Source organism: Pseudoalteromonas sp. Angola-30 (assembly GCF_028599215.1).
GTDB classification, from domain to species: domain Bacteria; phylum Pseudomonadota; class Gammaproteobacteria; order Enterobacterales; family Alteromonadaceae; genus Pseudoalteromonas; species Pseudoalteromonas atlantica.
On record NZ_JAQREI010000006.1, the window covers coordinates 181,553 to 204,697 of the forward strand.

18 protein-coding genes are annotated in these 23,145 nt (G+C 41.5%); 16 read left to right on the plus strand and 2 right to left on the minus strand.

Annotation, left to right across the window (positions count from 1 at the left end; translation table 11 throughout):
- The first annotated feature begins 26 nt into the window (after positions 1-26).
- Genes lepA through pdxJ form a run of 6 tightly spaced genes read left to right on the plus strand, consistent with a single transcriptional unit; the run spans position 27 to position 5,834 of the window.
- Complete coding sequence (lepA, locus tag PSH54_RS10440; protein WP_029771928.1) at positions 27-1,814, plus strand: translation elongation factor 4; 1,788 nt, start codon at positions 27-29, stop codon at positions 1,812-1,814.
- 16 nt (positions 1,815-1,830) lie between these two features.
- Positions 1,831-2,766, plus strand: a complete 936-nt coding sequence (lepB, locus tag PSH54_RS10445; RefSeq protein ID WP_004586227.1) for a signal peptidase I — start codon at positions 1,831-1,833, stop codon at positions 2,764-2,766.
- Between the two features lie 2 nt (positions 2,767-2,768).
- Positions 2,769-3,446, plus strand: a complete 678-nt coding sequence (gene rnc / locus PSH54_RS10450) for a ribonuclease III (protein WP_004586228.1) — start codon at positions 2,769-2,771, stop codon at positions 3,444-3,446.
- Complete coding sequence (gene era, locus PSH54_RS10455) at positions 3,436-4,368, plus strand: GTPase Era (protein ID WP_004586229.1); 933 nt, start codon at positions 3,436-3,438, stop codon at positions 4,366-4,368. The genes rnc and era overlap by 11 nt, the downstream gene beginning before the upstream one ends.
- Before the next feature lie 20 nt (positions 4,369-4,388).
- Positions 4,389-5,081: a DNA repair protein RecO gene (gene recO / locus PSH54_RS10460; protein WP_024033080.1), complete on the plus strand. Its 693-nt coding sequence runs from the start codon at positions 4,389-4,391 to the stop codon at positions 5,079-5,081.
- A 21-nt stretch (positions 5,082-5,102) separates the two neighbouring features.
- Positions 5,103-5,834 (plus strand): pyridoxine 5'-phosphate synthase, encoded by a 732-nt coding sequence (gene pdxJ / locus PSH54_RS10465; protein WP_064385222.1) that lies wholly within the window; start codon positions 5,103-5,105, stop codon positions 5,832-5,834.
- Positions 5,835-5,938: 104 nt separating this feature from the next.
- On the opposite strand, the gene barA is transcribed toward pdxJ, so the two are convergent.
- Positions 5,939-8,713, minus strand: coding sequence for a two-component sensor histidine kinase BarA (barA, locus tag PSH54_RS10470; RefSeq protein ID WP_024033078.1), 2,775 nt, complete (start codon positions 8,711-8,713; stop codon positions 5,939-5,941).
- A gap of 111 nt (positions 8,714-8,824) precedes the next feature.
- On the opposite strand from barA, the gene rlmD reads away from it, so the two are divergent.
- From rlmD to eno, 5 genes are all read left to right on the plus strand, one after another.
- On the plus strand, positions 8,825-10,150 hold the full coding sequence (rlmD, locus tag PSH54_RS10475; RefSeq protein WP_273606090.1) for a 23S rRNA (uracil(1939)-C(5))-methyltransferase RlmD: 1,326 nt from the start codon (positions 8,825-8,827) through the stop codon (positions 10,148-10,150).
- 8 nt (positions 10,151-10,158) lie between these two features.
- Positions 10,159-12,315: a GTP diphosphokinase gene (gene relA, locus PSH54_RS10480; RefSeq protein ID WP_096041286.1), complete on the plus strand. Its 2,157-nt coding sequence runs from the start codon at positions 10,159-10,161 to the stop codon at positions 12,313-12,315.
- A 1-nt stretch (position 12,316) separates the two neighbouring features.
- Positions 12,317-13,114, plus strand: coding sequence for a nucleoside triphosphate pyrophosphohydrolase (gene mazG, locus PSH54_RS10485; RefSeq protein ID WP_248452076.1), 798 nt, complete (start codon positions 12,317-12,319; stop codon positions 13,112-13,114).
- A 177-nt stretch (positions 13,115-13,291) separates the two neighbouring features.
- Complete coding sequence (locus PSH54_RS10490) at positions 13,292-14,926, plus strand: CTP synthase (protein ID WP_004586236.1); 1,635 nt, start codon at positions 13,292-13,294, stop codon at positions 14,924-14,926.
- 113 nt (positions 14,927-15,039) lie between these two features.
- A complete protein-coding gene (eno, locus tag PSH54_RS10495; protein ID WP_029771921.1) occupies positions 15,040-16,338 on the plus strand; it encodes a phosphopyruvate hydratase in 1,299 nt (432 codons plus the stop codon).
- Positions 16,339-16,507: 169 nt separating this feature from the next.
- Here the strand turns inward: eno and mutH are convergent, their stop codons facing one another.
- Complete coding sequence (mutH, locus tag PSH54_RS10500) at positions 16,508-17,179, minus strand: DNA mismatch repair endonuclease MutH (RefSeq protein WP_273606091.1); 672 nt, start codon at positions 17,177-17,179, stop codon at positions 16,508-16,510.
- A 577-nt stretch (positions 17,180-17,756) separates the two neighbouring features.
- On the opposite strand from mutH, the gene rppH reads away from it, so the two are divergent.
- The 5 genes from rppH (at position 17,757) to PSH54_RS10525 (ending at position 23,129) form a co-directional block, all read left to right on the plus strand.
- Positions 17,757-18,275: an RNA pyrophosphohydrolase gene (gene rppH / locus PSH54_RS10505; RefSeq protein WP_004586239.1), complete on the plus strand. Its 519-nt coding sequence runs from the start codon at positions 17,757-17,759 to the stop codon at positions 18,273-18,275.
- 29 nt (positions 18,276-18,304) lie between these two features.
- Positions 18,305-20,569 carry a phosphoenolpyruvate--protein phosphotransferase gene (ptsP, locus tag PSH54_RS10510; protein ID WP_004586240.1) on the plus strand — a complete coding sequence of 755 codons (2,265 nt, stop codon included), beginning with the start codon at positions 18,305-18,307 and terminating at the stop codon, positions 20,567-20,569.
- A 72-nt stretch (positions 20,570-20,641) separates the two neighbouring features.
- Positions 20,642-21,451, plus strand: a complete 810-nt coding sequence (locus PSH54_RS10515) for a sulfite exporter TauE/SafE family protein (RefSeq protein WP_054982694.1) — start codon at positions 20,642-20,644, stop codon at positions 21,449-21,451.
- A 10-nt stretch (positions 21,452-21,461) separates the two neighbouring features.
- On the plus strand, positions 21,462-22,265 hold the full coding sequence (lgt, locus tag PSH54_RS10520; protein ID WP_004586242.1) for a prolipoprotein diacylglyceryl transferase: 804 nt from the start codon (positions 21,462-21,464) through the stop codon (positions 22,263-22,265).
- 12 nt (positions 22,266-22,277) lie between these two features.
- A complete protein-coding gene (locus PSH54_RS10525; RefSeq protein WP_004586243.1) occupies positions 22,278-23,129 on the plus strand; it encodes a thymidylate synthase in 852 nt (283 codons plus the stop codon).
- Positions 23,130-23,145 lie beyond the last annotated feature (16 nt).

The window sequence follows — 23,145 nt, forward strand, 5'->3', positions numbered from 1 at the left end:
TAAAATAGAAGTTTAGAATCCAGTTTATGAAGCATATCCGTAATTTTTCGATCATCGCCCATATTGACCATGGTAAATCGACCCTTTCAGATCGTTTGATCCAGGTTTGTGGTGGCTTAACAGACCGCGAAATGCAAAAGCAAGTGTTAGATTCAATGGACATCGAGCGTGAGCGCGGTATTACCATTAAAGCGCAAAGTGTAACGCTTAACTACACAGCTAACGATGGCGAAACCTACCAACTTAACTTTATCGATACACCAGGGCACGTTGACTTTACTTATGAAGTTTCTCGCTCTTTAGCGGCATGTGAAGGTGCGCTTTTAGTTGTTGATGCCGGACAAGGTGTTGAAGCACAAACGCTGGCAAACTGTTATACCGCCATCGAAATGGATTTAGAAGTAATCCCTGTTTTAAATAAAATAGATTTACCGCAAGCCGATCCGCTTCGTGTAGCAGAAGAAATTGAAGACATTATTGGTATTGATGCCCTAGACGCTGTGCAATGTAGTGCAAAAACTGGTGTTGGTATTGCTGAAGTACTTGAAATGATTGTAAAGGATATTCCACCACCGGTAGGTGAAAAAGATCAACCTTTGCAGGCGCTTATTATTGACTCGTGGTTTGACCCATACCAAGGTGTTGTATCACTAGTGCGTATTAAGCACGGTGAACTACGTGCCGGCGACAAAATAAAAATAATGTCGAACGAGCAAGTACATACAGCTGATCACGTGGGTATTTTTACCCCTAAACAAACCAACACGGGTATTTTACGTACCGGCGAAGTAGGGTTTGTTATTGCCGGTATTAAAGAAATACACGGCGCCCCAGTGGGCGATACGATTACGCATCAAAAAAATGCGGCACCAGTGCGTTTACCAGGCTTTCAAAAAATTAAGCCGCAAGTATATGCAGGTATGTTCCCAATTGCCTCTGATGATTATGAATCGTTCCGCGATGCGCTTAATAAACTAAGCTTAAATGATGCGTCGTTATTTTTTGAACCTGAAAATTCAACAGCACTGGGTTTTGGTTTCCGCTGTGGCTTTTTAGGTATGCTACACATGGAAATTATTCAAGAGCGTTTAGAGCGTGAATACGATATTGATTTAATTACCACGGCACCTACTGTAATCTACGAAGTAGTAACCAAAGAAGGTACGAGTCAAATTGATAACCCGTCTGACTTACCGGCGGTAAATGATATTGTTGAAATACGCGAACCAGTGGTAGAGGCAAACATACTTGTACCGCAAGAGTTTTTAGGTAGCGTTATTACTCTGTGTGTAGAAAAACGTGGTATGCAAACTAAAATGAGTTATCACGGCAAGCAAGTCGCTGTAACTTATGAGCTACCTATGGCTGAAGTGGTTATGGACTTTTTTGATAAATTAAAGTCAACCAGTCGTGGTTTTGCATCGCTTGATTACAACTTTAAGCACTTTCAAACATCAGACATGGTACGTGTTGATATACTTATCAATGGTGAACGTGTTGATGCGCTCGCTATAATTGTTCACCGCGACAGTGCACAATCACGCGGCCGCCAACTTGCTGATGCGTTAAAAGAGCTTATTCCGCGTCAAATGTTTGATATTGCGATTCAAGCTGCAATAGGACAACATGTTATTGCCCGCACCACGGTTAAGCAATTACGTAAAAATGTAATCGCTAAGTGTTACGGTGGTGACGTAAGTCGTAAGAAAAAGCTACTGCAAAAGCAAAAAGATGGTAAAAAACGAATGAAGCAATTGGGTAACGTAGAAGTACCGCAAGAAGCGTTTCTAGCTATTTTGAAAGTTGGTAAATAAAAACAAAGGATTATAGATGGCTGGTTATTTCTCAGTTTTATTGGTGTTATTAACGTTAGGCTCAGGTTTAATATGGTTAATTGACCACCTAATGTATGCGCCAAAAAGGCAAGAGCGTTTGGCGCTTGCCCAAACATCTGCCGGTGGCCAGCTTGATGAAGAAACAGCGGCGTTAATAGCACCTGAGCCGGCAATTACAGAAACTGCAAAATCGATTTTTCCGATGATTGCAGCTATTACTATTTTTAGGTCGTTTATTTTTGAGCCTTTTCAAATACCGTCAGGTTCAATGATGCCAACCTTGTTGGTGGGCGACTTTATTTTAGTACAAAAGTACTCGTACGGGATTAAAGACCCGGTATGGCGTAGCCAGCTTGTAGATGTAGGCGAGCCTGAACGCGGCGATATTGTTGTTTTTAAATACCCGTTAGATGAGCGAGTAGATTATATAAAACGTGCTATTGGTTTACCGGGCGATAAAATTGTTTATCGTGATAAGCGTTTATATATTCAACCTAATTGTAAAGAAGGCGAGACCCAGCAGGGTGACCTACTTTGTAATGAGTTTAATAAAATTGATTTTAAATTAATTAACGATAATGAGTTTAAACAAGGCCAAATGTCGCTTGCCCGAGTAAATGAAGATTTAACGACACTCAAGCACGACATTTTAATCAACCCACGCGCACCTGAACGTAAAGGGCGTTACTATCAGCAACCAGGTACTCCTTCGGATGAATGGACTGTACCAGCTGATCATTATTTTATGATGGGTGATAACCGCGACAACAGCCAAGATAGTCGCTTTTGGGGCTTTGTACCAAAAGAAAACTTGGTGGGTAAAGCTGTCTTTATATGGATGAGTTTTGAATTTGAGAATGGCCCAGATGATGTTTTACCAGGATGGGTTCCAACTGGTGTTCGTTTTGAACGCCTAGGTAATATTCAGTAACAATGAAAAAAAATGTAACAGAATTATATAAACGAATTGGCTACGAATTTGCTGATCAAGGTTTACTTGAACAGGCAATGACGCACCGCAGTCATAAAGGTCAGCACAACGAACGCTTAGAGTTTTTAGGCGATTCAATTTTGAGCTTTGTTATTGCCAATGCTTTGTACGACAAATTTCCAAAAGCGCGTGAAGGCGATTTAAGCCGTATGCGCTCTACGCTTGTGCGTGGCCAAACCCTTGCTGAATTTGGGCTAGAGTTTGGTTTAGGTGACTACTTGCGCCTTGGGCCGGGTGAGTTAAAAAGCGGTGGTTTTCGTCGTGAATCAACATTAGCTGATGCTGTAGAAGCCATTATAGGGGCTGTGTTTTTAGACTCAAACATAGACCGCTGTGGCGAGCTGATTTTAGCGTGGTACGAATCTCGACTTGATGCTATTTCACCAGGGCTTAATCAAAAAGATCCTAAGACCTTGCTGCAAGAGTATCTACAAGCGCGTAAGTTATCTTTACCGGGCTACACCGTTGTTGATACCAAAGGTCAAGCGCACAATCAAACGTTCACGGTTGAATGTATAGTTGAAGGTATGGATAGCATTATTTCTGTTGGAAGCTCGCGTCGTAAAGCCGAACAAAAAGCTGCCGAAAAAGCATTGAAGATACTAAAAAATGAATCTTGATACCTTAATACAGCCTCATGAAGGTGATATTGATACGTTTTGTGGCATGGTTGCCATTGTTGGCCGCCCTAATGTAGGTAAATCAACATTGCTTAATGAAATCATTGAGCAAAAAGTAAGTATTACCTCGCGCAAGCCACAAACAACTCGCCACCGTATTATGGGTATTCATACCGAAGGGCAACACCAAGCTGTTTATATTGATACGCCGGGCTTACACGTTGAAGAAAAGCGCGCTATTAACCGCTTAATGAACCGTGCTGCATCGAGTTCAATTGGTGATGTAGAGCTTATTATTTTTGTTGTTGAGGGCACTCACTGGAATGCCGATGACGAAATGGTACTTAATAAAGTATCGCAAAGTGGTAAGCCCGTTTTACTTGTTATTAATAAAATAGACCAAGTAAAAGACCGCGATTTAGTATTACCGCATATGAAGATGCTTGGCGACAAATTTGATTTTGTGGGCATTATGCCGGTATCGGCAACGCAAGGTAAAAACGTTGATTTAATTAAAGCCGAAGTAACTAAACGCTTACCACCGTGCGAATTTTACTTTCCTGATGACTATGTAACCGACCGCTCAATGCGTTTTATGGCGGCAGAAGTTATTCGTGAAAAGCTAATGCGCTTTATGGGTGAAGAGCTGCCGTATTCTGTTACTGTAGAAATTGAGCAGTTTAAATGGCAAGAAAACGGTGTTTGGCATATCAATGGGTTAATTCTTGTTGAGCGTGAAACCCAAAAACGCATGGTAATAGGTAACAAAGGCGAAAAGCTTAAAGTGATTGGCCGTGAAGCCCGTAAAGACCTTGAAGAAATGCTCGATAACAAAGTGTTTTTAGAGCTTTGGGTTAAAGTTAAATCGGGTTGGGCAGATGATGAGCGTGCCTTAAGAAGTTTAGGCTATGGCGAAGATTAACCTGCATTTAACCAACTAATATGGATAGCGACTTCTACACAGCGTACCTATTACATCGGCGTCCTTATAGCGACTCCCAAGTAATGCTCGATATGCTGGTAGAAGGCGTAGGCCAGCTAAGAATGCTAGCCAGAGTGAGTGGTCGCCAGGCCACTAAACACAAAGCACAATTGCAGCCTTTTCAGGCACTGCTTGTTCATTACAGTGGCAAGTACGATTTAAAATACATTAATAAATTTGAGCTACATGGTAATCCTTTATATTTAACAAAGGATAAGCTTTACTGTGGCTTTTATTTAAATGAGCTGACTAACCGCATTGTGCCGGTAAACGAGCCACTTGAACAAGTGTTTGAGCTCTACAAAACTCACCTAGAGAACTTAAATAGCGATGTCGATTTACAATCGGTGCTGCGCTCATACGAATTTCAACTATTAGAGTTGTTGGGCTATGGCGTCGACTTTAGCTTTGATGCCAGTGGTGAGCCAATTGATGAAAGGCAAACGTATAGTTACTTTCCTGAGTTGGGTTTTTTGATGCAACAAGATACGCGCTCAGGGTTTAGCGGCGCGCAGCTCAAAGCGATTGCTAATCATGATTTTAGCCAAAGCGATGTACTCTATATGGCAAAACAATTAAGCCGTTATTTACTAAAACCTTTACTGGGTAATAAACCATTAAAAAGCCGTGAATTATTTATGGCCTCTCAATAAACATATTTTACAGGTAACAAAATGAAAGACATTCTTTTAGGCGTAAACGTTGATCATATTGCAACGCTTCGCCAAGCGCGTGGTACATCATACCCAGACCCAGCACATGCAGCCAGTGTGGCAGAGCACGCCGGTGCAGATGGTATTACTATTCATTTGCGTGAAGACCGCCGCCATATTCAAGACCGCGATGTATACGTAATGGCTAAAACGATTCAAACGCGTATGAATCTTGAAACAGCGGTTACAGATGAAATGATTAACATTGCTCTTGAAGTAAAGCCTGAGTACGTATGTTTAGTACCTGAAAAACGTGAAGAGCTAACGACCGAAGGCGGCCTAGATGTGGCCGCTAATGTAGATAAAATTAAAGCGGCCACTAAAACACTAACTGATGCGGGTATTAAAGTGTCATTATTTATTGATGCCGATAAAGCACAGTTAGATGCAGCTAAAGCGTGTGGTGCACCGTATGTAGAAATTCATACCGGCGCGTATGCAGATGCCACTAATGATGAAGATTTACACAAAGAGCTTGAGCACATACGAGAGGGTGTAAAATACGCGGCGAGCTTAGGCTTAATTGTAAATGCAGGGCATGGCCTTCATTATCATAACGTAAAACCAATTGCTGCAATGCCTGAAATTTATGAGCTTAACATTGGCCACGCTATTATTGCGCGCGCAGCTATTGATGGCCTTGAAAAAGCAGTACGCGACATGAAACGCCTCATGATTGAGGCAAGGTTATAAATTTAACCCCATGGTGGCACCATTTCATAGAAATACTTAATTAAGTAAAATGGTATTAAAACCTGTTAAAAGCGCATTTACTGCGCTTTTTTATTAAGTGTTTTTTAGCGTTGATGCTCGGTAGCACTTGCATCTGCCATGAGGTTTTCCAGCTCATCCTGAAGCTCAAATAGTTCAGGCTCAACGTTATCTAGCACGCAATCACTTTTAAGTGAGGTTTCTATGGTTTCTGCCAGTGATTTAAGCTTAGGCACACCGGTATAACAGCACGCGCCATGGAATTTGTGGATAACACTTAATACCGTTTGGCAATCGTTTTGCTCAATAGCTTCGTTGAGCTGCGAGAGTGTCTCTGGCACACTTTGTAACAGCATATTGAGCATTTCCAGCGCCAGCTCACCTTTGCCCCCTGCACGTTGTAGCGCAAGCGACCAATCTAAGCAGTTACTTTCAAATGGAGCAGGGCTTTGTGACGTTACACTTTTAATTTTGTCGCGGCTTACGGGCGATTGCGGACTATGATCGCATATAATTTGGCTCAGCATGTCCTCATCAATAGGCTTAGTTAAATAGCCTTTAAAGCCATCTTTTAATAGCTGCTCTTTTTCACTGTGCAGTGCATGCGCGGTTACCGCAATAATAGGTGTGTCTTCGTTTAAAGAAGACTCCTTAATAAGTTTACACGCGGTAATGCCATCCATAATCGGCATTTGTATGTCCATAAAAATAACATCGTACTTATGGCTTTTACTTAAGCTGTAGGCTTGCGAGCCATTATAAGCGGTGTCTATAAATTCAACTTGCTCTTTTAACAAGGTGCAAATAAGTTTTAAGTTTGCATCGTTGTCATCTACCACCAGTACTTTTAATGGTAATAATGTTTGGTCGCTTGGCTCAATATTTAAGGTTGGATGGTCAAGGCGATAAGGCGCAGCCAGTACTTCACATAATTTACGGTGATTAAGCGGCTTACTTAAGCACGCATCGGCACCGCTACCAATAAACGCTTCGCGCATATTATGCGATACAGTATTGAGCATAAGGTATAAATAATCGCACGACTCGCGAACCATATTCACATAGCTCTTAAGTCGCTGCATATCATCTACCGATGCCATATCACCAATAATACAAATATCGTACTTGAACATTTTATGTTTGATGGCGTCTAAAAACGCTGCTTCATTAAAACAGGCGGTTACAACCGCTTCCCACTCGTTTAATACAGAAAGCACTGAGTGGTGCGTATGCTCGTGTGGCTCTAGGTATAATATGCGTTTACCAATAAGTGATTTAGAAGGTAAGTCGTTACTAAAGGTATGATCAGGCAACCTAAACACACCATTAAAGGTAAAACAGGTGCCGCTTCCCGGGGCTGAATTTAGCGTTATTCGGCCATTCATAGCCTCTACAATGTGTTTGGTAATAATAAGACCTAAACCAGTGCCGCCAAATTTACGGGTAATGGATGAATCTGCTTGGCCAAATGCAGTAAATAACGCATCTTGCTTATCCATTGGAATACCCACACCGGTATCGGTTACTGATACTAAAATAGAGGCGCGGTCTTCATCTAATAAGCGGTAGCTTATATCAACTTTTATAGAGCCTTTTTCAGTAAACTTAATGGCATTACTTAACAAGTTAATAAGGACTTGTTTAAGGCGAGTGGGGTCACCGGTTAAATCATCAGGCACTTGTGGGTTGATATAAATAGATAGCTCAAGTTGTTTTTCATGCGCCGAGGGAGCTAATAATGTCATAACCTCGTTTACGCTATCGCGAAGTTGAAACTGGATTGATTCAAGCTCCATTGCGCCTGCTTCAAGTTTAGAAAAATCTAAAATATCGCTAATAATCGTCAATAAGCTATTGGCAGAAAGTTCTATGGTATCGAGGTAGTCTTTTTGATGTTTATTTAAAGGTGTTTTATACAATTGGCGCGTAAAGCCAATAACCCCATTAAGTGGGGTGCGTAACTCGTGACTCATTTTAGCTAAAAAGTCGGACTTAACGCGGTTAGCATCTTGCGCCTCTTTTTTGGCCATAGTTAGCTGAATATTTGAGGTTTCGTATTGCTCTAGGGTTTCGCGGTAATCACTCGTGGCTTGATCAATATTTTTCTGCATTTCGTCTTTTTGCATAACCATAGTGTGGGCAATGGTATTAAGCCCTTCACGCAAAAGTTCAAATTCGCCCATCATGGTGTCGTTTAAACCCGTGTCTCTTTTACCTTCAACTAGTTTGTCGGTGGCAAGTACTAACTTATTAAGCGGGTTCATAAACATACGGCTAAGCTTAAGCGCTAAAATAGATGCCAATATTATTGAAAATAAAATAACAATGCCGCTAATTAAAACCGCTCGCTGCTGGCCTATAATCGCTTGGTCTTTATTAAGTTGTAAAATAACGGTGCCAAGCGGGGTTTGAAAATCATTAATATCCCATTTTGATACCGGCGCAGAGTGATTAAAAATTGGGGTGTAGAACGTGATTAACTCTTCTGATTTATTAATTTTTGTTGTGTGAAGATTTTCAATTTGTTCTTTTTGAGTTAGTTCATCAAACGAGCGATGATAGTTGCTGGTCATAATAAGCTGATTGCTGGTATCAAAAATAGCAATCGATTTAATGGTTGGGGAGTGCTTATTGTGTGTGTAACTAATCAGACGGTTGAGCAGCTTTTTATTTTTTTCAAGTAAAGGCTGCTCTAAAGCAATTGCTAAGGGTTCAGATATTGAGCTGCCTTGCTGATATAAAATTTCATCAAGCTCAATGTAACGATTTATTGTAAAATAGCCGCCAAGTAACAAACCAATGATCACTGTGGGGATCAAGGTTAAGGTTAAAACAGAATCACGTAAGCCTAATTTGGTCATAATGGAAGCGTTATTATCATTATTAGTATGGATCGAGTATATACGGTTCATCGGCTATTCTCAAAGCATCTGATTTGCTTATACGTAATACAAAATTTAAGGTAATGCCGCATGGCGCAAATTTTTAAAGCAAAGAAAAAACCACTTAAACAGCAAACACTCACACTTAATATTACGGCCATGGATCATCAAGGGCGGGGCGTTGCCAAACACAATAATAAAGTGTGCTTTGTAAGCGGCGCTTTAATGAATGAAAAAGTAACGGCAAGCCTAATAGAAGATAAAGCCAAGTACAGTAGCGCAAAGCTGGTTAAGGTTATTAATCCAAGCGGTGCGCGCACGCAGCCTTTTTGTCAGCATTATAATCACTGTGGTGGTTGCCAGTTGCAGCACCTAGAAATAAATCAGCAAGTGGTTGAAAAGCAAAATGCAGTGACGCAACTGTTTCAAAAATTTGCCAAATTAAACGACTTAAATTGGCAAGCGCCTCTTTTAAGTAAACCCACTCATTACAGACGCAGTGCCCGTATTGCCGTAATGTATGATAGAGCCGCTAAAAAAATGCGAGTTGGGTATCGTGCGACTAGCTCTAAAAATGTGATTAGTATTGAGCAATGTGATGTGCTTAGTGAGGCATTTACTAACGTATTTAGTATTTTTGAAACGCTTATTAATCAATATAAAGCGCTACACAGTATAAGTCATTTGCAGTTGTGCCAAAACGAAGCTGGGAACTTTATTGTTATTCGCCATACTAAAGCGATACCAGATGAAGCCAAAAGCTACGTACAAGAAGCGGCAAACGCACAGCAGTGGTTAATTACCTGGCAAGACAACAGCGATGTTATAGAGCAGGCTCATTTGCCTACGCCGTATTATTTTTTAGAAAAGTTTAAATTAAAATTTGAATTTGGCCTTGGTAATTTTATTCAAGTAAATGATGAAGTTAACCAAGCTATGTTAGCTCAGTCGGTAAATTGGCTTAACTTGCAAGGAAACGAGCAAGTATTGGATTTATTTTGTGGTATTGGTAACTTTTCATTAGTGCTAGCCCAGCATGCTAAATCGGTTATTGGAGTAGAAGGGGTTGCATCGGCGGTTGCAATGGCGACACAAAATGCGCAAACTAACTCTATCACTAATGCGCACTTTCATTGTTTTGATTTAACGCAAAAAATTGAAACAGCACAATGGTTTAATAAGGCGCTAGACGTATTAGTATTAGACCCTTCTCGCACAGGTGCTATGGCTGTTTTAGAGCAACTACCTTTAAAGCAGTTTAAAACCATTTTATATGTCTCTTGCGATCCTGTTACTTTAGCCCGTGACAGTGCAATTATTTCGCAAGCAGGCTTTGAAGTTACTAAAATTGGGCTAATGAATATGTTTCCACATACAGGACACATAGAAACAATGGCGTTATTTCAACGGAGGTAAAGCGTTTTATGGTCGCTACACGTCAATCACATCAGCAGGACGACACAGGTGACTTTGCTACTAGCCTAAAACAGTTAGCGTTATCGCAAGAGAAAATAACGCTACTAAACAAAGCGCAAGCATTGTGTGTTACATGTGACAACCAAGCACGGCAAAACACGGCCATAGAAATGGTCGAGATTTTAGCCGAGTTAAATTTAGATGCAGAATCTCTCGCAACCGCGTATCTCACGCATTACTACTTAAACGACTTAGTAGACCTTGAAACCGTAGAAGCACAACTTGGCAAAAATGTAGCCATGCTTTTAACAGGGGTTGCGCAAATGGCTGCTATTAGTACTTTATCGCACCAAGGTAAAGGCACTATGCAGGTAGATAACATTCGTAAAATGTTACTTACCATGGTTGAAGATGTGCGCGCTGTGGTGATTAAACTTGCTGAGCAAGTATGCCATTTACGCAATGTAAAAAATGGCGATGAAGAAGAGCGTGTTATTGCCGCTAAAGAAACCGCCGATATTTTTGCCCCGTTAGCAAACAGGTTAGGTATAGGCCAGCTTAAGTGGGAACTAGAAGATTTATCGTTTAGGTATTTACACCCCGACACCTATAAAAGCATTGCTAAACAACTTGATGACAAACGCCTTGCCCGTGAAGCCTATATGGAAGACATGGTTGCGCAAGTAAAAGCTCGCTTAAGCGAAGCCGGTATTGAGGCGCAAGTGTATGGCCGCCCTAAGCACATTTACAGCATTTATAAAAAAATGCAGCAAAAAAACTACGAGTTTGATCAGCTGTTTGATATTAGAGCAATGCGAATTGTTGTAGAGCGCCTGCAAGATTGTTACGGCGCGCTAGGTATTGTGCACACTAATTGGCGCCACCTTAATAAAGAGTTTGACGACTACGTTGCTACACCTAAGCAAAATGGCTATCAATCAATTCATACCGTGGTATTTGGCCCTGAAGGGAAAACCGTTGAAATACAAATACGCACCAGCGAAATGCACCAAGATGCAGAGCTAGGCGTAGCCGCGCACTGGATGTATAAAGAAGGTGCTTTACCTGGGCGTGGCTCAGGCTATGAGCAAAAAATTAGCTGGTTGCGCAAATTACTACAATGGCAAGAAGAAGTGGTTGATGGGGGCGATTTAGCCGAAGAGCTTAAAAACCAAGTTGTAGAAGACCGCGTCTATATATTTACCCCAAGCGGCGATATTATCGATTTACCTGTTGGCGCTACACCGCTTGATTTTGCTTACTACATTCACTCAAATGTAGGGCACCGCTGTATAGGGGCTAAAGTATTTGGCAAAATAGTGCCGTTTACACATCAGCTATCAACGGGCGATCAGGTAGAAATTCTCACGCAAAAGCAGCCTAATCCAAGCCGCGATTGGCTAAATCCATCGCTTGGTTACATTAAATCGTCACGTGCAAGGGCTAAAATCCATCATTGGTTTAAACAGCTCGACCGCGATAAAAACTTAAGCGCCGGTAAAGAGATTCTTGATAACGAACTGCAAAAGCTAGATTTAACCTACAAAGATTTAGACCCAGCTATTAAGCGCTTTAATTTTAAAGAACTAGATGACTTAATGGTTGCCATAGGTGCCGGCGATGTTCGCTTAAACCAAATGCTTAACTTTGTCAGTGATCGTACTGAAGAAGAACCCGTTATTCGTTTTAAAGCGCCAAGTAAAGTAACTGGCGATAAAAACGGCATTGTGGTTGATGGTGTAGGCAGCTTAATGAGCCACGTTGCTAAGTGTTGTCGCCCAGTACCTGGCGATAAAATAATTGGCTATATTACACAAGGCCGTGGCATTGGGGTACACCGCGAAGATTGCGATTCATTTAACAACTTAAAAGAGCTGCACCCAGAGCGTGTAATATCGGTTAGTTGGTCAGATGAAATAAACGGCTCTTATGCGCTAAGTATAAAAATAGAAGCCAGCGATCGCTCAGGTTTAATTCGCGATATTAGCTCTGTACTGGCTAACGAAAAAGTAAATGTGATCAACATGAACGTTAATACTGTTGGGGCTGATCAGTTAGCGGTATTTACTATGCAAATAGAAGTGCATGACCTATCGGGCACAAACCGGGTTTTGTCTAAACTGCATCAAATTGAAGGTGTGCACAGTGCCAAGCGAAACCAATAAAATGGCAAACAGTAACGCACTTGAGCAACTACTCGATATTATGGCGTTGCTTCGCGATCCTAGCGACGGTTGCCCGTGGGATCGCAAGCAAAACTTTAAATCGATTGTACCGCACACGCTAGAAGAAGCCTTTGAAGTGGCCGACTGCATAGAGTCGGGTAATTTAAACGAGCTTAAAAATGAGCTGGGTGATTTACTGTTTCAAATCGTTTTTTACGCACAACTTGCCAAAGAGCAGGATATGTTTGATTTTAACGACGTGGTTAGTGAGCTAAATAGTAAACTTACCCGCCGTCACCCTCATGTTTTTAACACCAAGCAAGCATTAACCGACGAGCAATTAGCAAAGCAATGGCAAGCAATTAAAGCACAAGAGCGTGCAGCAAAAGTACAGCCAAGCAAAGCCTCACTTTGGCAAGATATACCCACCAATATGCCAAGCTTAACTAAAGCTAAAAAAATTCAGCAGCGTGTTGCCGCACTTGGTTTTGATTGGCCAAGCTACCACGGGGCACTTGATAAAGTAAGTGAAGAAGTACTTGAAGTAAAAGAAGCGCTTGAGCACGACCCTTCATCCGATCATACAGCAGAAGAAATAGGCGACTTATTATTTGCCACAGTAAATGTGGCTCGCCATGTTAAACGCGACCCAGAGCAACTACTCAGACAAGCCAACGATAAGTTCTCGGCGCGCTTTGAAAAAGTGCAAGGTTATTTAATTGCAAAAGGTAAAAGTTTAGAGCGCGCAACGCTTGACGAAATGGAAGAAGCATGGGAAGCCATTAAAAAAGCGAAATAAGATTTGCTCAGTACAACCTAATGTTAATCAACGAACATTTTTTGTGCGTCTAAACGCTATTTTTAGCTGGATTGCTCAACGCTGTTTTGGTACAATTTCGCCCCGTCTTGATGATATACCCAGAGTCTCTTTCTCGGGTGTTATATTCCTTTTAATTCCTGATATTCTAGGGTTCGCATGAGTACAAAATTTATCTTCGTTACTGGCGGGGTTGTTTCTTCGTTGGGTAAAGGTATTGCAGCAGCGTCATTGGCAGCTATTTTAGAGGCCCGCGGTTTAGATGTTACCATTTTAAAGCTGGATCCTTACATAAACGTTGACCCAGGCACAATGAGCCCAATTCAACACGGTGAAGTATACGTTACAGAAGACGGCGCCGAAACGGATCTTGATTTAGGTCACTACGAGCGTTTTATTCGCACCAAAATGACCAGCCGCAACAACTTCACACAAGGGCGAGTGTACGAAGATGTACTACGTCGTGAGCGCCGTGGTGAATACTTAGGTGCAACCATTCAGGTTATTCCACACATCACAAATGACATTAAGCAACGTGTATACGACGGTGCTGAAGGTCATGATATTGCGATTGTGGAAATTGGTGGCACAGTAGGTGATATTGAATCACAACCATTTATTGAAGCAATTCGTCAGTTAGGTACAGAAATTGGCCGCGAACGTGCGCTATTTATTCACCTAACGCTAGTGCCATTCTTAGGCCCTGCAGGCGAAGTTAAAACAAAACCAACACAGCACTCAGTTAAAGAGTTACGCTCTGTAGGTATTCAGCCAGATATTCTTATTTGTCGCTCAGACCGTAAATTGCCTAACAATGAACGTGCAAAAATTGCATTGTTTACAAACGTTGAAGAAAAAGCGGTTATTTCGCTTCCTGACGTAGACAGCATTTACAAAATTCCTGCGCTATTAAAATCACAAGAGCTAGATAACTTTGTGTGTCGTCGTTTCCACCTTGACGCACCAGAAGCTGATTTAGTTGAATGGGAACAAGTACTTTATCAAGAGTCTAACCCGACTGGCGAAGTAACGATTGGTATGGTTGGTAAGTACATTGAACTACCAGATGCATACAAATCAGTTAACGAAGCACTAAAGCATGCAGGTCTTAAAAACCGTTTAACCATTAATATTGAATACGTTGACTCGCAAGACTTAGAAAGCAAAGGGGTAGAACTGCTTTCTCATCTAGACGCTATTTTAGTACCAGGTGGTTTTGGCGGCCGTGGTGTTGAAGGTAAAATTTTAGCAGCTAAGTATGCCCGTGAAAACAAAGTGCCTTACCTAGGCATTTGTTTAGGTATGCAAGTAGCACTTATTGAATACGCACGTAATGTTGCAGGTTTAACCGACGCTAACTCAACTGAGTTTAATATTCACTCAAAAGCGCCAGTGGTGGGCTTAATTACCGAGTGGTTAGATGCTGAGGGTAACATTGAAATACGTGATGAAAAATCTGATTTAGGTGGCACCATGCGTTTAGGTGCACAAAAATGTCACTTAACGCCGGGTTCTAAGGTGCACGAAGTGTACGGCAATACAGAAATTATTGAACGTCACCGTCATCGCTACGAAGTAAACAACAACTTTGTAGAGCAATTAGAGCAAGCAGGCTTAAGCTTTACCGGTTTATCAGAAGATAAAAAACTAGTAGAGATCATCGAAAATAAAGATCACCCATGGTTTATTGCCGCGCAATTCCACCCGGAATTTACGTCAACACCACGTGATGGTCACCCGTTATTTGAAGGGTTTGTAGCAGCTGCTCATACTCATCAAAAAACGTCTTCGTAATTAAAAAAAGCCGTGCATATTGCACGGCTTTTTTGTCTAAAGGGCTGACTAAAAGATATAAAACGTAGTAAAGTTAGCTGAACTCACCATTTTGGGAATATAGAGGAATCAAGATGTCAGAAATCGTAAAAGTAATTGGTCGCGAAATTATGGACTCGCGTGGTAACCCTACTGTTGAAGCTGATGTATATTTAGCTGATGGTTCTTGGGGCCGCGCTGCCGCTCCTTCAGGTGCATCAACAGGTACTCGCGAAGCACTAGAGCTACGTGATGGTGACAAAGCCCGTTACTTAGGTAAAGGCGTATTAAACGCAGTTGGTTTTATTAACAACGAAATTGCGGATGCGCTAAAAGGCCAAAATGCATTAGAGCAAAGTGCTGTAGATAAAGTAATGCTAGATTTAGATGGCACCGAAAATAAAGAAAAACTAGGTGCAAATGCTATTTTAGCGGTATCACTAGCAACTGCAAAAGCCGCTGCACAATTTAAAAAAGTTGAGCTTTACGAGCACATCGCAGACTTAAACGGTACACCAGGTGTTTACTCAATGCCGTTACCTATGATGAACATCATCAACGGTGGTGAGCACGCAGATAACTCTGTAGATATTCAAGAATTTATGATCCAACCTGTTGGCGCTGAAAACTTCCGCGAAGGCCTACGTATGGGCGCTGAAGTATTCCACAGCCTTGCTAAAGTATTAAAAGCAGATGGCCACTCTACAGCGGTAGGTGATGAAGGTGGTTTTGCACCAAACCTTGCATCAAATGAAGCGGCACTTGCAGCTATTAAAACAGCTGTAGCAAACGCAGGTTACGAGCTAGGTAAAGATATTACACTGGCTATGGACTGTGCAGCCTCTGAGTTTTACGACAAAGAAGCAAACATTTACGATCTGAAAGGTGAAGGCAAAAAGTTCACTTCAGAAGAGTTTAACTACTTCTTAAAAGATTTAACTGAGCAATACCCAATTGTATCTATTGAAGATGGCTTAGATGAGTCAGATTGGGATGGCTTTGCACACCAAACTAAATTAATGGGCGATAAAATCCAATTAGTAGGCGATGACTTATTCGTAACTAACACTAAGATTTTAAAACGCGGAATTGATAACGGTATTGCTAACTCAATCCTAATTAAATTTAACCAAATTGGTTCACTAACTGAAACGTTAGCAGCAATCAAAATGGCTAAAGATGCAGGCTTTACAGTTGTTATTTCGCACCGTTCTGGCGAAACAGAAGATGCAACTATTGCTGATTTAGCGGTAGGTACTGCAGCAGGCCAAATTAAAACAGGTTCATTGAGCCGTTCTGACCGTGTTGCTAAGTACAACCAACTTCTTCGCATTGAAGAAGCGCTAGGTTCTAAAGCACCTTACAACGGTCTTAAAGAAGTTAAAGGTCAGTAATTCTATTTTATATAGAATCTTATTTTTAATTTTAGATAATAAAATCCTCGCTAATGCGGGGATTTTTTATGCCTGATAATTTATCAAAGAGATGAGAATGCTTTGTAGGCGTTAAGCTTGCTCACGCGCGCACGCAGTGCGAAAAAGGACATAATATTTTCTGCACAGCTCAGAGCTGAAACTGCTGCTTTAAAATAGCCCCTGTAAAACTGGTTTTTAAATAAAAACCACGCGGTAAGGTTTTTATTGTTTGCCCATTTGGGCCAATAGCATCGGTAACCACTTTGCTATTAGCGGCTTTTGGCCTAATTTGAATAGCATCCCCTAAATGGCCCGATATTTCATCAACTCGCCCAAGCGCTATTAACTCCATTTGTTCTTCCCAATCACGTTGTAGCAACGCATCTTGCTCAGGCGTAGGCTGCCATAAAAAACCACTGCCTATGGTTCTATCAAAAGGCGCAATATCGCGCTCACTCAATATAGGCAGCCATAAAACATGATTGAGTTTTTTACGCACAGCGCTTGAATGCCACGTCATGCCGGTTACGTTTATAAGGGGGGTAACCGACACAAAAGTGGTTTCTAAGGGTTTTCCTTTATACGAAATAGGCAGTGTTTTTAATTCAATGCCTAAATCTTCAAAGTCGGGGAGGGGTTTTGAGCCTGCAGTAGCGCCTAACACGTATTCAATAAGTTGCCCGGTCCAGCCTTTTTCGCGTAATAGGTCGTCAGGGGTTTTAAAGCTGTATTGAGAGGCTAATTGCCCTAATGTTAAACCAGCAATAGCGTTTACGCGTTGCATTAAGTCATTAATTGAATGGGGTTTTGTTGGTCGCATGCTACTCATTTACCTTGAATAATTAACAGCGCCATGATAGCAAAACCCCCGTAAGGTGGATATCTTTGCTTTTGGTTGTTTTTTATACGCACTGTGTTTGGCGTAATTTTGCTCACCCCAAAAAGTCACAGTTTAACTGTAAGTGACTGACTAGCTTTGATATTTTCAATTAACTCATTCAGCTTTAATTAAGTTAGCAAATTCTATATGGGATAAATACAACTATATAAACATGTTTATCCACAGAATCTGTGGAGAAAGCGAGTTTTTAGATCTGCTATTGTGGACTTGTTTGCAAAATAGCCTTGTTTATCAAAAGTTATACACAAGCTGTGAGTAAATAGCACGAAACATAATAATCAAGGCATAGCTTAGCTTTTTTTGCTAAAAGTTGCGTCAATTAAGGGTTATTTTATCCTTGTAATTACTCAGTGCTCATTTAAGGTTAAGTCGTTATGCACAGCGTAAATAGTAAACGTGCGATTAGGGCCTGATGACTTTGGGGATAATAGTGTTTGCCGAATTGCAGCTAATGTGGAACAATCATTAAAAATCGACTTACAAATGAGGCACTAAGGTGATTGATGCCGAAGGTTTTCGTGCCAATGTCGGAATTGTAATTTGCAATAATCAGGGGCAGGTTTTTTGGGCTAGACGTTACGGTCAACATTCTTGGCAATTTCCCCAAGGCGGTGTTGATGACGGAGAAACACCCGAACAAACCATGTACCGTGAATTACACGAAGAAGTAGGTTTGCGACCAGAAGATGTAGAAATAGTTGCAAGCTCAAAACATTGGTTACGCTATAAATTACCCAAGCGATTAATTCGCCGCGACTCTAGTCCGGTGTGTATTGGGCAAAAACAAAAATGGTTTTTATTAAAGCTGCGTTGCAAAGATGAAGATGTAAACTTGCTTAAAACACATCATCCCGAGTTTGATGATTGGCGCTGGGTGAGTTATTGGTACCCAGTAAGGCAAGTGGTGTCGTTTAAACGCGATGTATACAGACGGGTGATGAAAGAGTTTGCACCGTTTGCAATGCCTTTTAATAAAAGAGAACATCATAAAGAACAGTGGCGACACAAAAGGTAGTAGCATAATTATAAAATAAGGAGCAGGTAATGCTGGCAACACTTAGAACTATTGCTGAGTCTGTTTCGCAACAAGCGAATTTAGACAGTGCCTTAGTGTGCTTTGTGAAAATGGTTAAAGAGGCCATGAAAACCCAGTGCTGCTCTATTTATTTTGCCGACTACAGCCAAGATAACTTTGTACTTATGGCAACCGAAGGCCTTAACCCCGACGCCGTAGGTAAGTTTAGAATTGGTTTTACCGAAGGGCTTGTAGGTTTAGTGGCCCAGCGTGAAGAGCCCATTAATATAGCTTTTGCAAAATCTCATCCGCGTTTTAAGCTCTCCCCCGAAGTAAACGAAGAAGGTTACAATGCTTTTTTGTCTGTACCTGTGGTACATCAAAAAAAGGTATTGGGCGTTATTGTTGTACAACAAAAAATGGCGCGGGTTTTTAGCCAAGACGAAGAGTCATTTTTAATTACCCTTTCAGCGCAGCTAGCCTCGCAACTTGCGCATGCTGAAATAAAAGAGCTTTTACGCCAAGACGAATCATCACACCAAACCTCAGTGCTCAAAGGGGTGTCGAGTGCGCCAGGTATTGGGATTGGCCAAGCCTTTGTGGTACTGCCCAAGCTTGATTTTAAATCTATAGAACTAAAAAAAGATCCCGATAGCGCCGAGCAACGCCGTTTGTTTACACAAGCCGTTGCTGCCACCCGCAAAGAATTTAATACCCTGTCTATGACCTTGAGTGACTCAATCCCGCGTGAAGCACTCGCGGTATTTGATGTATACCAACAATTACTTGATGCGAAAAGTTTAGGCCACAATGTTGAGGTACAGTTACAAGAGGGCTGGTGTGCAAAAAGCGCCTTAAAAATTGTTATTGAGCGGCTTATTTCGCAGTTTAATGCCATGCAAGACCCCTACATTAAAGAGCGCGCAGTTGATGTAAAAGACATAGGTTTAAGGGTATTACACCACCTTGTGAACACAGAGCACGCAGTAAAAGATTACCCACCCAATACCATATTAATTGCGAATACCTTAACGCCCGCCATGCTGGCTGAAGTACCCAACGGGCATTTAGCCGGTGTAGTGAGTGTGAATGGCTCAGCCAATAGCCATGCCTCTATATTAACCCGAGCGATGGGAATACCGGCTATTTGGGGTATTGAAGATTTACCCTTATTGCAATTTGATGCTAAACCAATGATTTTAGATGCCTTTGCTGGGCGTTTATATATTTCTCCTTCGCAAGTGTTACTCGATGAATACGCACAGCTAAAGCACCAAGATAAACTACTCAATAACCGCTTTTTAGCAGAGCAAAGTGCACAGTCGGTTACCTTAGATGGTGAGCAAATAAATTTAATGCTAAATGCAGGGCTTGAGCTTAATACCGAGCAAAGCAGTGCGCATATTTGCGATGGGGTAGGGCTTTATCGTACCGAAGCATGGTTTATGCAAAAGGGGCAATTTCCATCGCAAGCTGAGCAAGAAAACTGGTATAGGGAGGTGCTAAAAAGTTACCACCCAGCGCCAGTGGTTATGCGAACCCTAGATATTGGTGGCGACAAGGTTTTAGATTACTTTAATATCACCGAAGAAAATCCCTTTTTAGGGTGGCGCGGCATACGCATAAGCCTTGACCATCCAGAGCTGTTTTTAGATCAGCTCAAAGCTATGTTAAAAGCAAACATGGGCTTAGGTAATTTAAAAATAATGCTGCCTATGATCAGCGGTACAGAAGAGGTAGACGAAGCGCTCGCTTTATTTGAACAAGCTTATTTTGAACTGGCAGAAAAACACCCAGAGCAAAACTTGGAGCGCCCAGAAGTGGGCATTATGCTTGAAGTACCCTCAAGTATATTTATGCTCGACGAGTGGGCTAAAAAAGTAGATTTTTGCTCAGTAGGCAGTAACGATTTAACGCAATACTTACTTGCTGTCGATAGAGCAAATGCGCGCGTGGCTCAGTTATTTAACCCATATCACCCCGGTGTGTTAAGGGTATTAAATAAAGTAGCGAATGAATGTAATAAACACCGTTTACCCTTTAGTTTATGTGGCGAGCTAGGCGGCGAGCCAGAGGGCGCTATTTTACTCATTGCCATGGGCTATAGGCATTTAAGTATGAACATGTCGTCGTTAACTAAAGTAAAGTGGATTTTAAGGCGCTTAAATATTAACGATATGCAGCAATTACTCGCAGAGTGCTTAGTGCAATCGAACGCTAAACAGGTACTGCGCTTAACGCGCAATTTTATGATTGAACACCAATTAGGCGATCTATTCTACACCGCCAAATAATGCAGCGCTTAAAGATGCTATTAACTTTATAATCCTTTAATATAGGCGCACGAAAAGGTATTTGAGAACACTATGTATGACTTAGCTTTACTCGTGGCCAGTTGTGCGCTACTTGGCTGTGTAGTTGGCTTTTTAGCTGGGCTATTAGGGATAGGCGGCGGTTTAATTATTGTGCCTGTTTTAAGTAGCTTATTACTGATGTTTGACGTTACTTCACCTGATCACGTATTAGTTATTTCTATTGCAACATCGCTTGCCTCTATTTTATTCACTTCTACTTCTTCAGTCTTGGCTCATCATAAAAATGATAATGTGCCGTGGCAAATTGCACCGTGGGTTATGTCGGGTGTAGGCTTAGGCGCGTTAATAAGTGGCTTTGCCGCAAGTTTAATACCCGAACAAGCATTACGCAGCGTGTTTGCAATTAGTGTTGTGTTTATTGCAGGCAGAATGGTGTTGGCATCACGTAGTAAATCGCTTAAAGAAAAACCGCTACCAAAAGGGATTATTTTAGGGAGCATTTCTGCCCTTATGGGCGCGCTTTCTGGTTTAATAGGTATTGGTGGCGGCGCACTTATTGCCCCTATGCTTAATTACTTTTCAGTTGATATGAAAAAAGCGATAGGCTGTGCATCAGCGAGCGGCATTGTTATCGCACTATTTGGCTCTATTGGTTATATAAGCGCAGGCTGGCAGGTAACCGATTTAGCCCATGGGTTCGCAGGGTTTGTATACTTACCTGCATTATTTGGTATTGTAATAACATCGTGGTTTGTGGCGCCCTTAGGGGCTAAAGCAACTCATTATTTACCTGTTAATATAATAAAGAAAATTTTCGCGGTGTTGCTTGTGCTCATCGCACTTAAAATGGTTTTTAGCTAAAGGTTTATTTATGGCACTTGAGTTTCCTCAAATCGATCCAATAATTTTTTCTGTTGGACCGCTAAGCGTACGTTGGTACGGTTTAATGTATTTAATTGGTTTTGCATTTGCGATGTGGTTTGCTAATCGTCAAGCCGAAAAACCAAACTCTGGTTGGACTAAAGAGCAAGTTAGCGACTTGCTTTTTTACGGCATGCTAGGGGTTATTTTAGGCGGCAGAATTGGCTATGTATTGTTTTATCAGTTTAGCTACTTTTTAGAAAATCCATTATATTTATTTAGAATTGACCAAGGCGGTATGTCTTTCCACGGCGGAACATTAGGGGTTATTACCGCTATTATACTATTTGCCAAAACCCGCAAAAAATCACTATTTGCAGTGGGAGATTTTGTGGTGCCGCTGGTTCCGGTAGGCTTATTAGCAGGGCGTATTGGTAACTTTATAAATGGCGAATTATGGGGCCGCGTAAGCGATGTGCCATGGGCAATGGTATTTCCAACGGGTGGGCCGCTTGCACGTCACCCATCGCAGTTATACGAAGCCTTTTTTGAAGGGCTAGTCCTGTTTTTAATTTTATTATGGTTTATTAAAAAGCCTCGCCCTGCAGGCAGTGTAGCCGGTGTATTTTTATTAGGGTACGGCGTATTTAGATTTTGTATTGAATATTTCCGCCAACCAGATGCGCAGCTTGGCCTATTTGCCGATTTTATCTCAATGGGTCAAATACTCTCGTTACCTATGATAATTGGTGGCCTAGGGCTATTAATTTGGGCGTACAAAAAACCGCAACCTGTAACCGCAGCAAAGGCATAGTAAGAACAGATCATGAAACAATATTTAAAATTATGTCAGCGCATCGTTGACGAAGGTGTATGGGTAGAAAACAAACGCACAGGCACGCGCTGCTTAACCGTTATTAATGCCGACTTAGAATACGATGTAGGTAATAATAAATTTCCTATGATCACCACTCGTAAAAGTTACTACAAAGCCGCTATAGCAGAGCTTTTAGGTTACTTACGAGGGTACGATAGTGCAGCGCAATTTCGCGATATAGGCTGTAAAACTTGGGATGCAAACGCAAACGATAATAACGCATGGCTAAATAACCCTAACCGCAAAGGCGAGGACGACATGGGCCGCGTTTATGGCGTGCAAGGGCGTAATTGGCAGCGCCCAGATGGCTCAACGCTCGATCAGCTTGCTAAAGTAATAAATAACTTAAAAAACGGGATTGATGACAGAGGTGAAATAATTACCTTTTATAATCCTGGTGAGTTTGAGCTTGGTTGCTTGCGCCCATGTATGCACACGCATACGTTTTCGCTGCTTGGCGACACGCTGTATTTAACATCGTATCAGCGCAGTTGCGATGTGCCTTTGGGGCTTAATTTTAATCAAATTCAGTGCTTTGTATTACTGGCATTGGTAGCGCAAATTACCGGCCATAAAGCAGGTAAGGCGTATCATAAAATTGCTAACGCGCATATTTACGAAAACCAGTTACCGTTAATGCGCGATGTACAGCTAACACGTGAGCCGTTTGACTCACCGCAATTAAATATTAACCCAAACATAAAATCACTAGAAGATATAGAAACTTGGGTAACACGAGACGATTTTGAAGTAGTAGGTTATCAATGCCACGAACCAATCCAATATCCGTTTTCAGTATAATAAGATTAAGGAGAAC

What these genes read in the sequence shown, in the direction of transcription:
- pdxJ (WP_064385222.1), top strand. Translation starts at nt 5,103, where the DNA reads ATGAAAGACATTCTTTTAGGCGTAAACGTTGATCATATTGCAACGCTT.
- recO (WP_024033080.1), top strand. Translation starts at nt 4,389, where the DNA reads ATGGATAGCGACTTCTACACAGCGTACCTATTACATCGGCGTCCTTAT.
- mazG (WP_248452076.1), top strand. Translation starts at nt 12,317, where the DNA reads ATGGCAAACAGTAACGCACTTGAGCAACTACTCGATATTATGGCGTTG.
- relA (WP_096041286.1), top strand. Translation starts at nt 10,159, where the DNA reads ATGGTCGCTACACGTCAATCACATCAGCAGGACGACACAGGTGACTTT.
- mutH (WP_273606091.1), bottom strand. Translation starts at nt 17,179, where the DNA reads ATGCGACCAACAAAACCCCATTCAATTAATGACTTAATGCAACGCGTA.
- ptsP (WP_004586240.1), top strand. Translation starts at nt 18,305, where the DNA reads ATGCTGGCAACACTTAGAACTATTGCTGAGTCTGTTTCGCAACAAGCG.
- rlmD (WP_273606090.1), top strand. Translation starts at nt 8,825, where the DNA reads ATGGCGCAAATTTTTAAAGCAAAGAAAAAACCACTTAAACAGCAAACA.
- PSH54_RS10515 (WP_054982694.1), top strand. Translation starts at nt 20,642, where the DNA reads ATGTATGACTTAGCTTTACTCGTGGCCAGTTGTGCGCTACTTGGCTGT.
- PSH54_RS10525 (WP_004586243.1), top strand. Translation starts at nt 22,278, where the DNA reads ATGAAACAATATTTAAAATTATGTCAGCGCATCGTTGACGAAGGTGTA.
- era (WP_004586229.1), top strand. Translation starts at nt 3,436, where the DNA reads ATGAATCTTGATACCTTAATACAGCCTCATGAAGGTGATATTGATACG.
- rnc (WP_004586228.1), top strand. Translation starts at nt 2,769, where the DNA reads ATGAAAAAAAATGTAACAGAATTATATAAACGAATTGGCTACGAATTT.
- barA (WP_024033078.1), bottom strand. Translation starts at nt 8,713, where the DNA reads ATGACCAAATTAGGCTTACGTGATTCTGTTTTAACCTTAACCTTGATC.
- PSH54_RS10490 (WP_004586236.1), top strand. Translation starts at nt 13,292, where the DNA reads ATGAGTACAAAATTTATCTTCGTTACTGGCGGGGTTGTTTCTTCGTTG.
- lgt (WP_004586242.1), top strand. Translation starts at nt 21,462, where the DNA reads ATGGCACTTGAGTTTCCTCAAATCGATCCAATAATTTTTTCTGTTGGA.
- eno (WP_029771921.1), top strand. Translation starts at nt 15,040, where the DNA reads ATGTCAGAAATCGTAAAAGTAATTGGTCGCGAAATTATGGACTCGCGT.
- lepB (WP_004586227.1), top strand. Translation starts at nt 1,831, where the DNA reads ATGGCTGGTTATTTCTCAGTTTTATTGGTGTTATTAACGTTAGGCTCA.
- lepA (WP_029771928.1), top strand. Translation starts at nt 27, where the DNA reads ATGAAGCATATCCGTAATTTTTCGATCATCGCCCATATTGACCATGGT.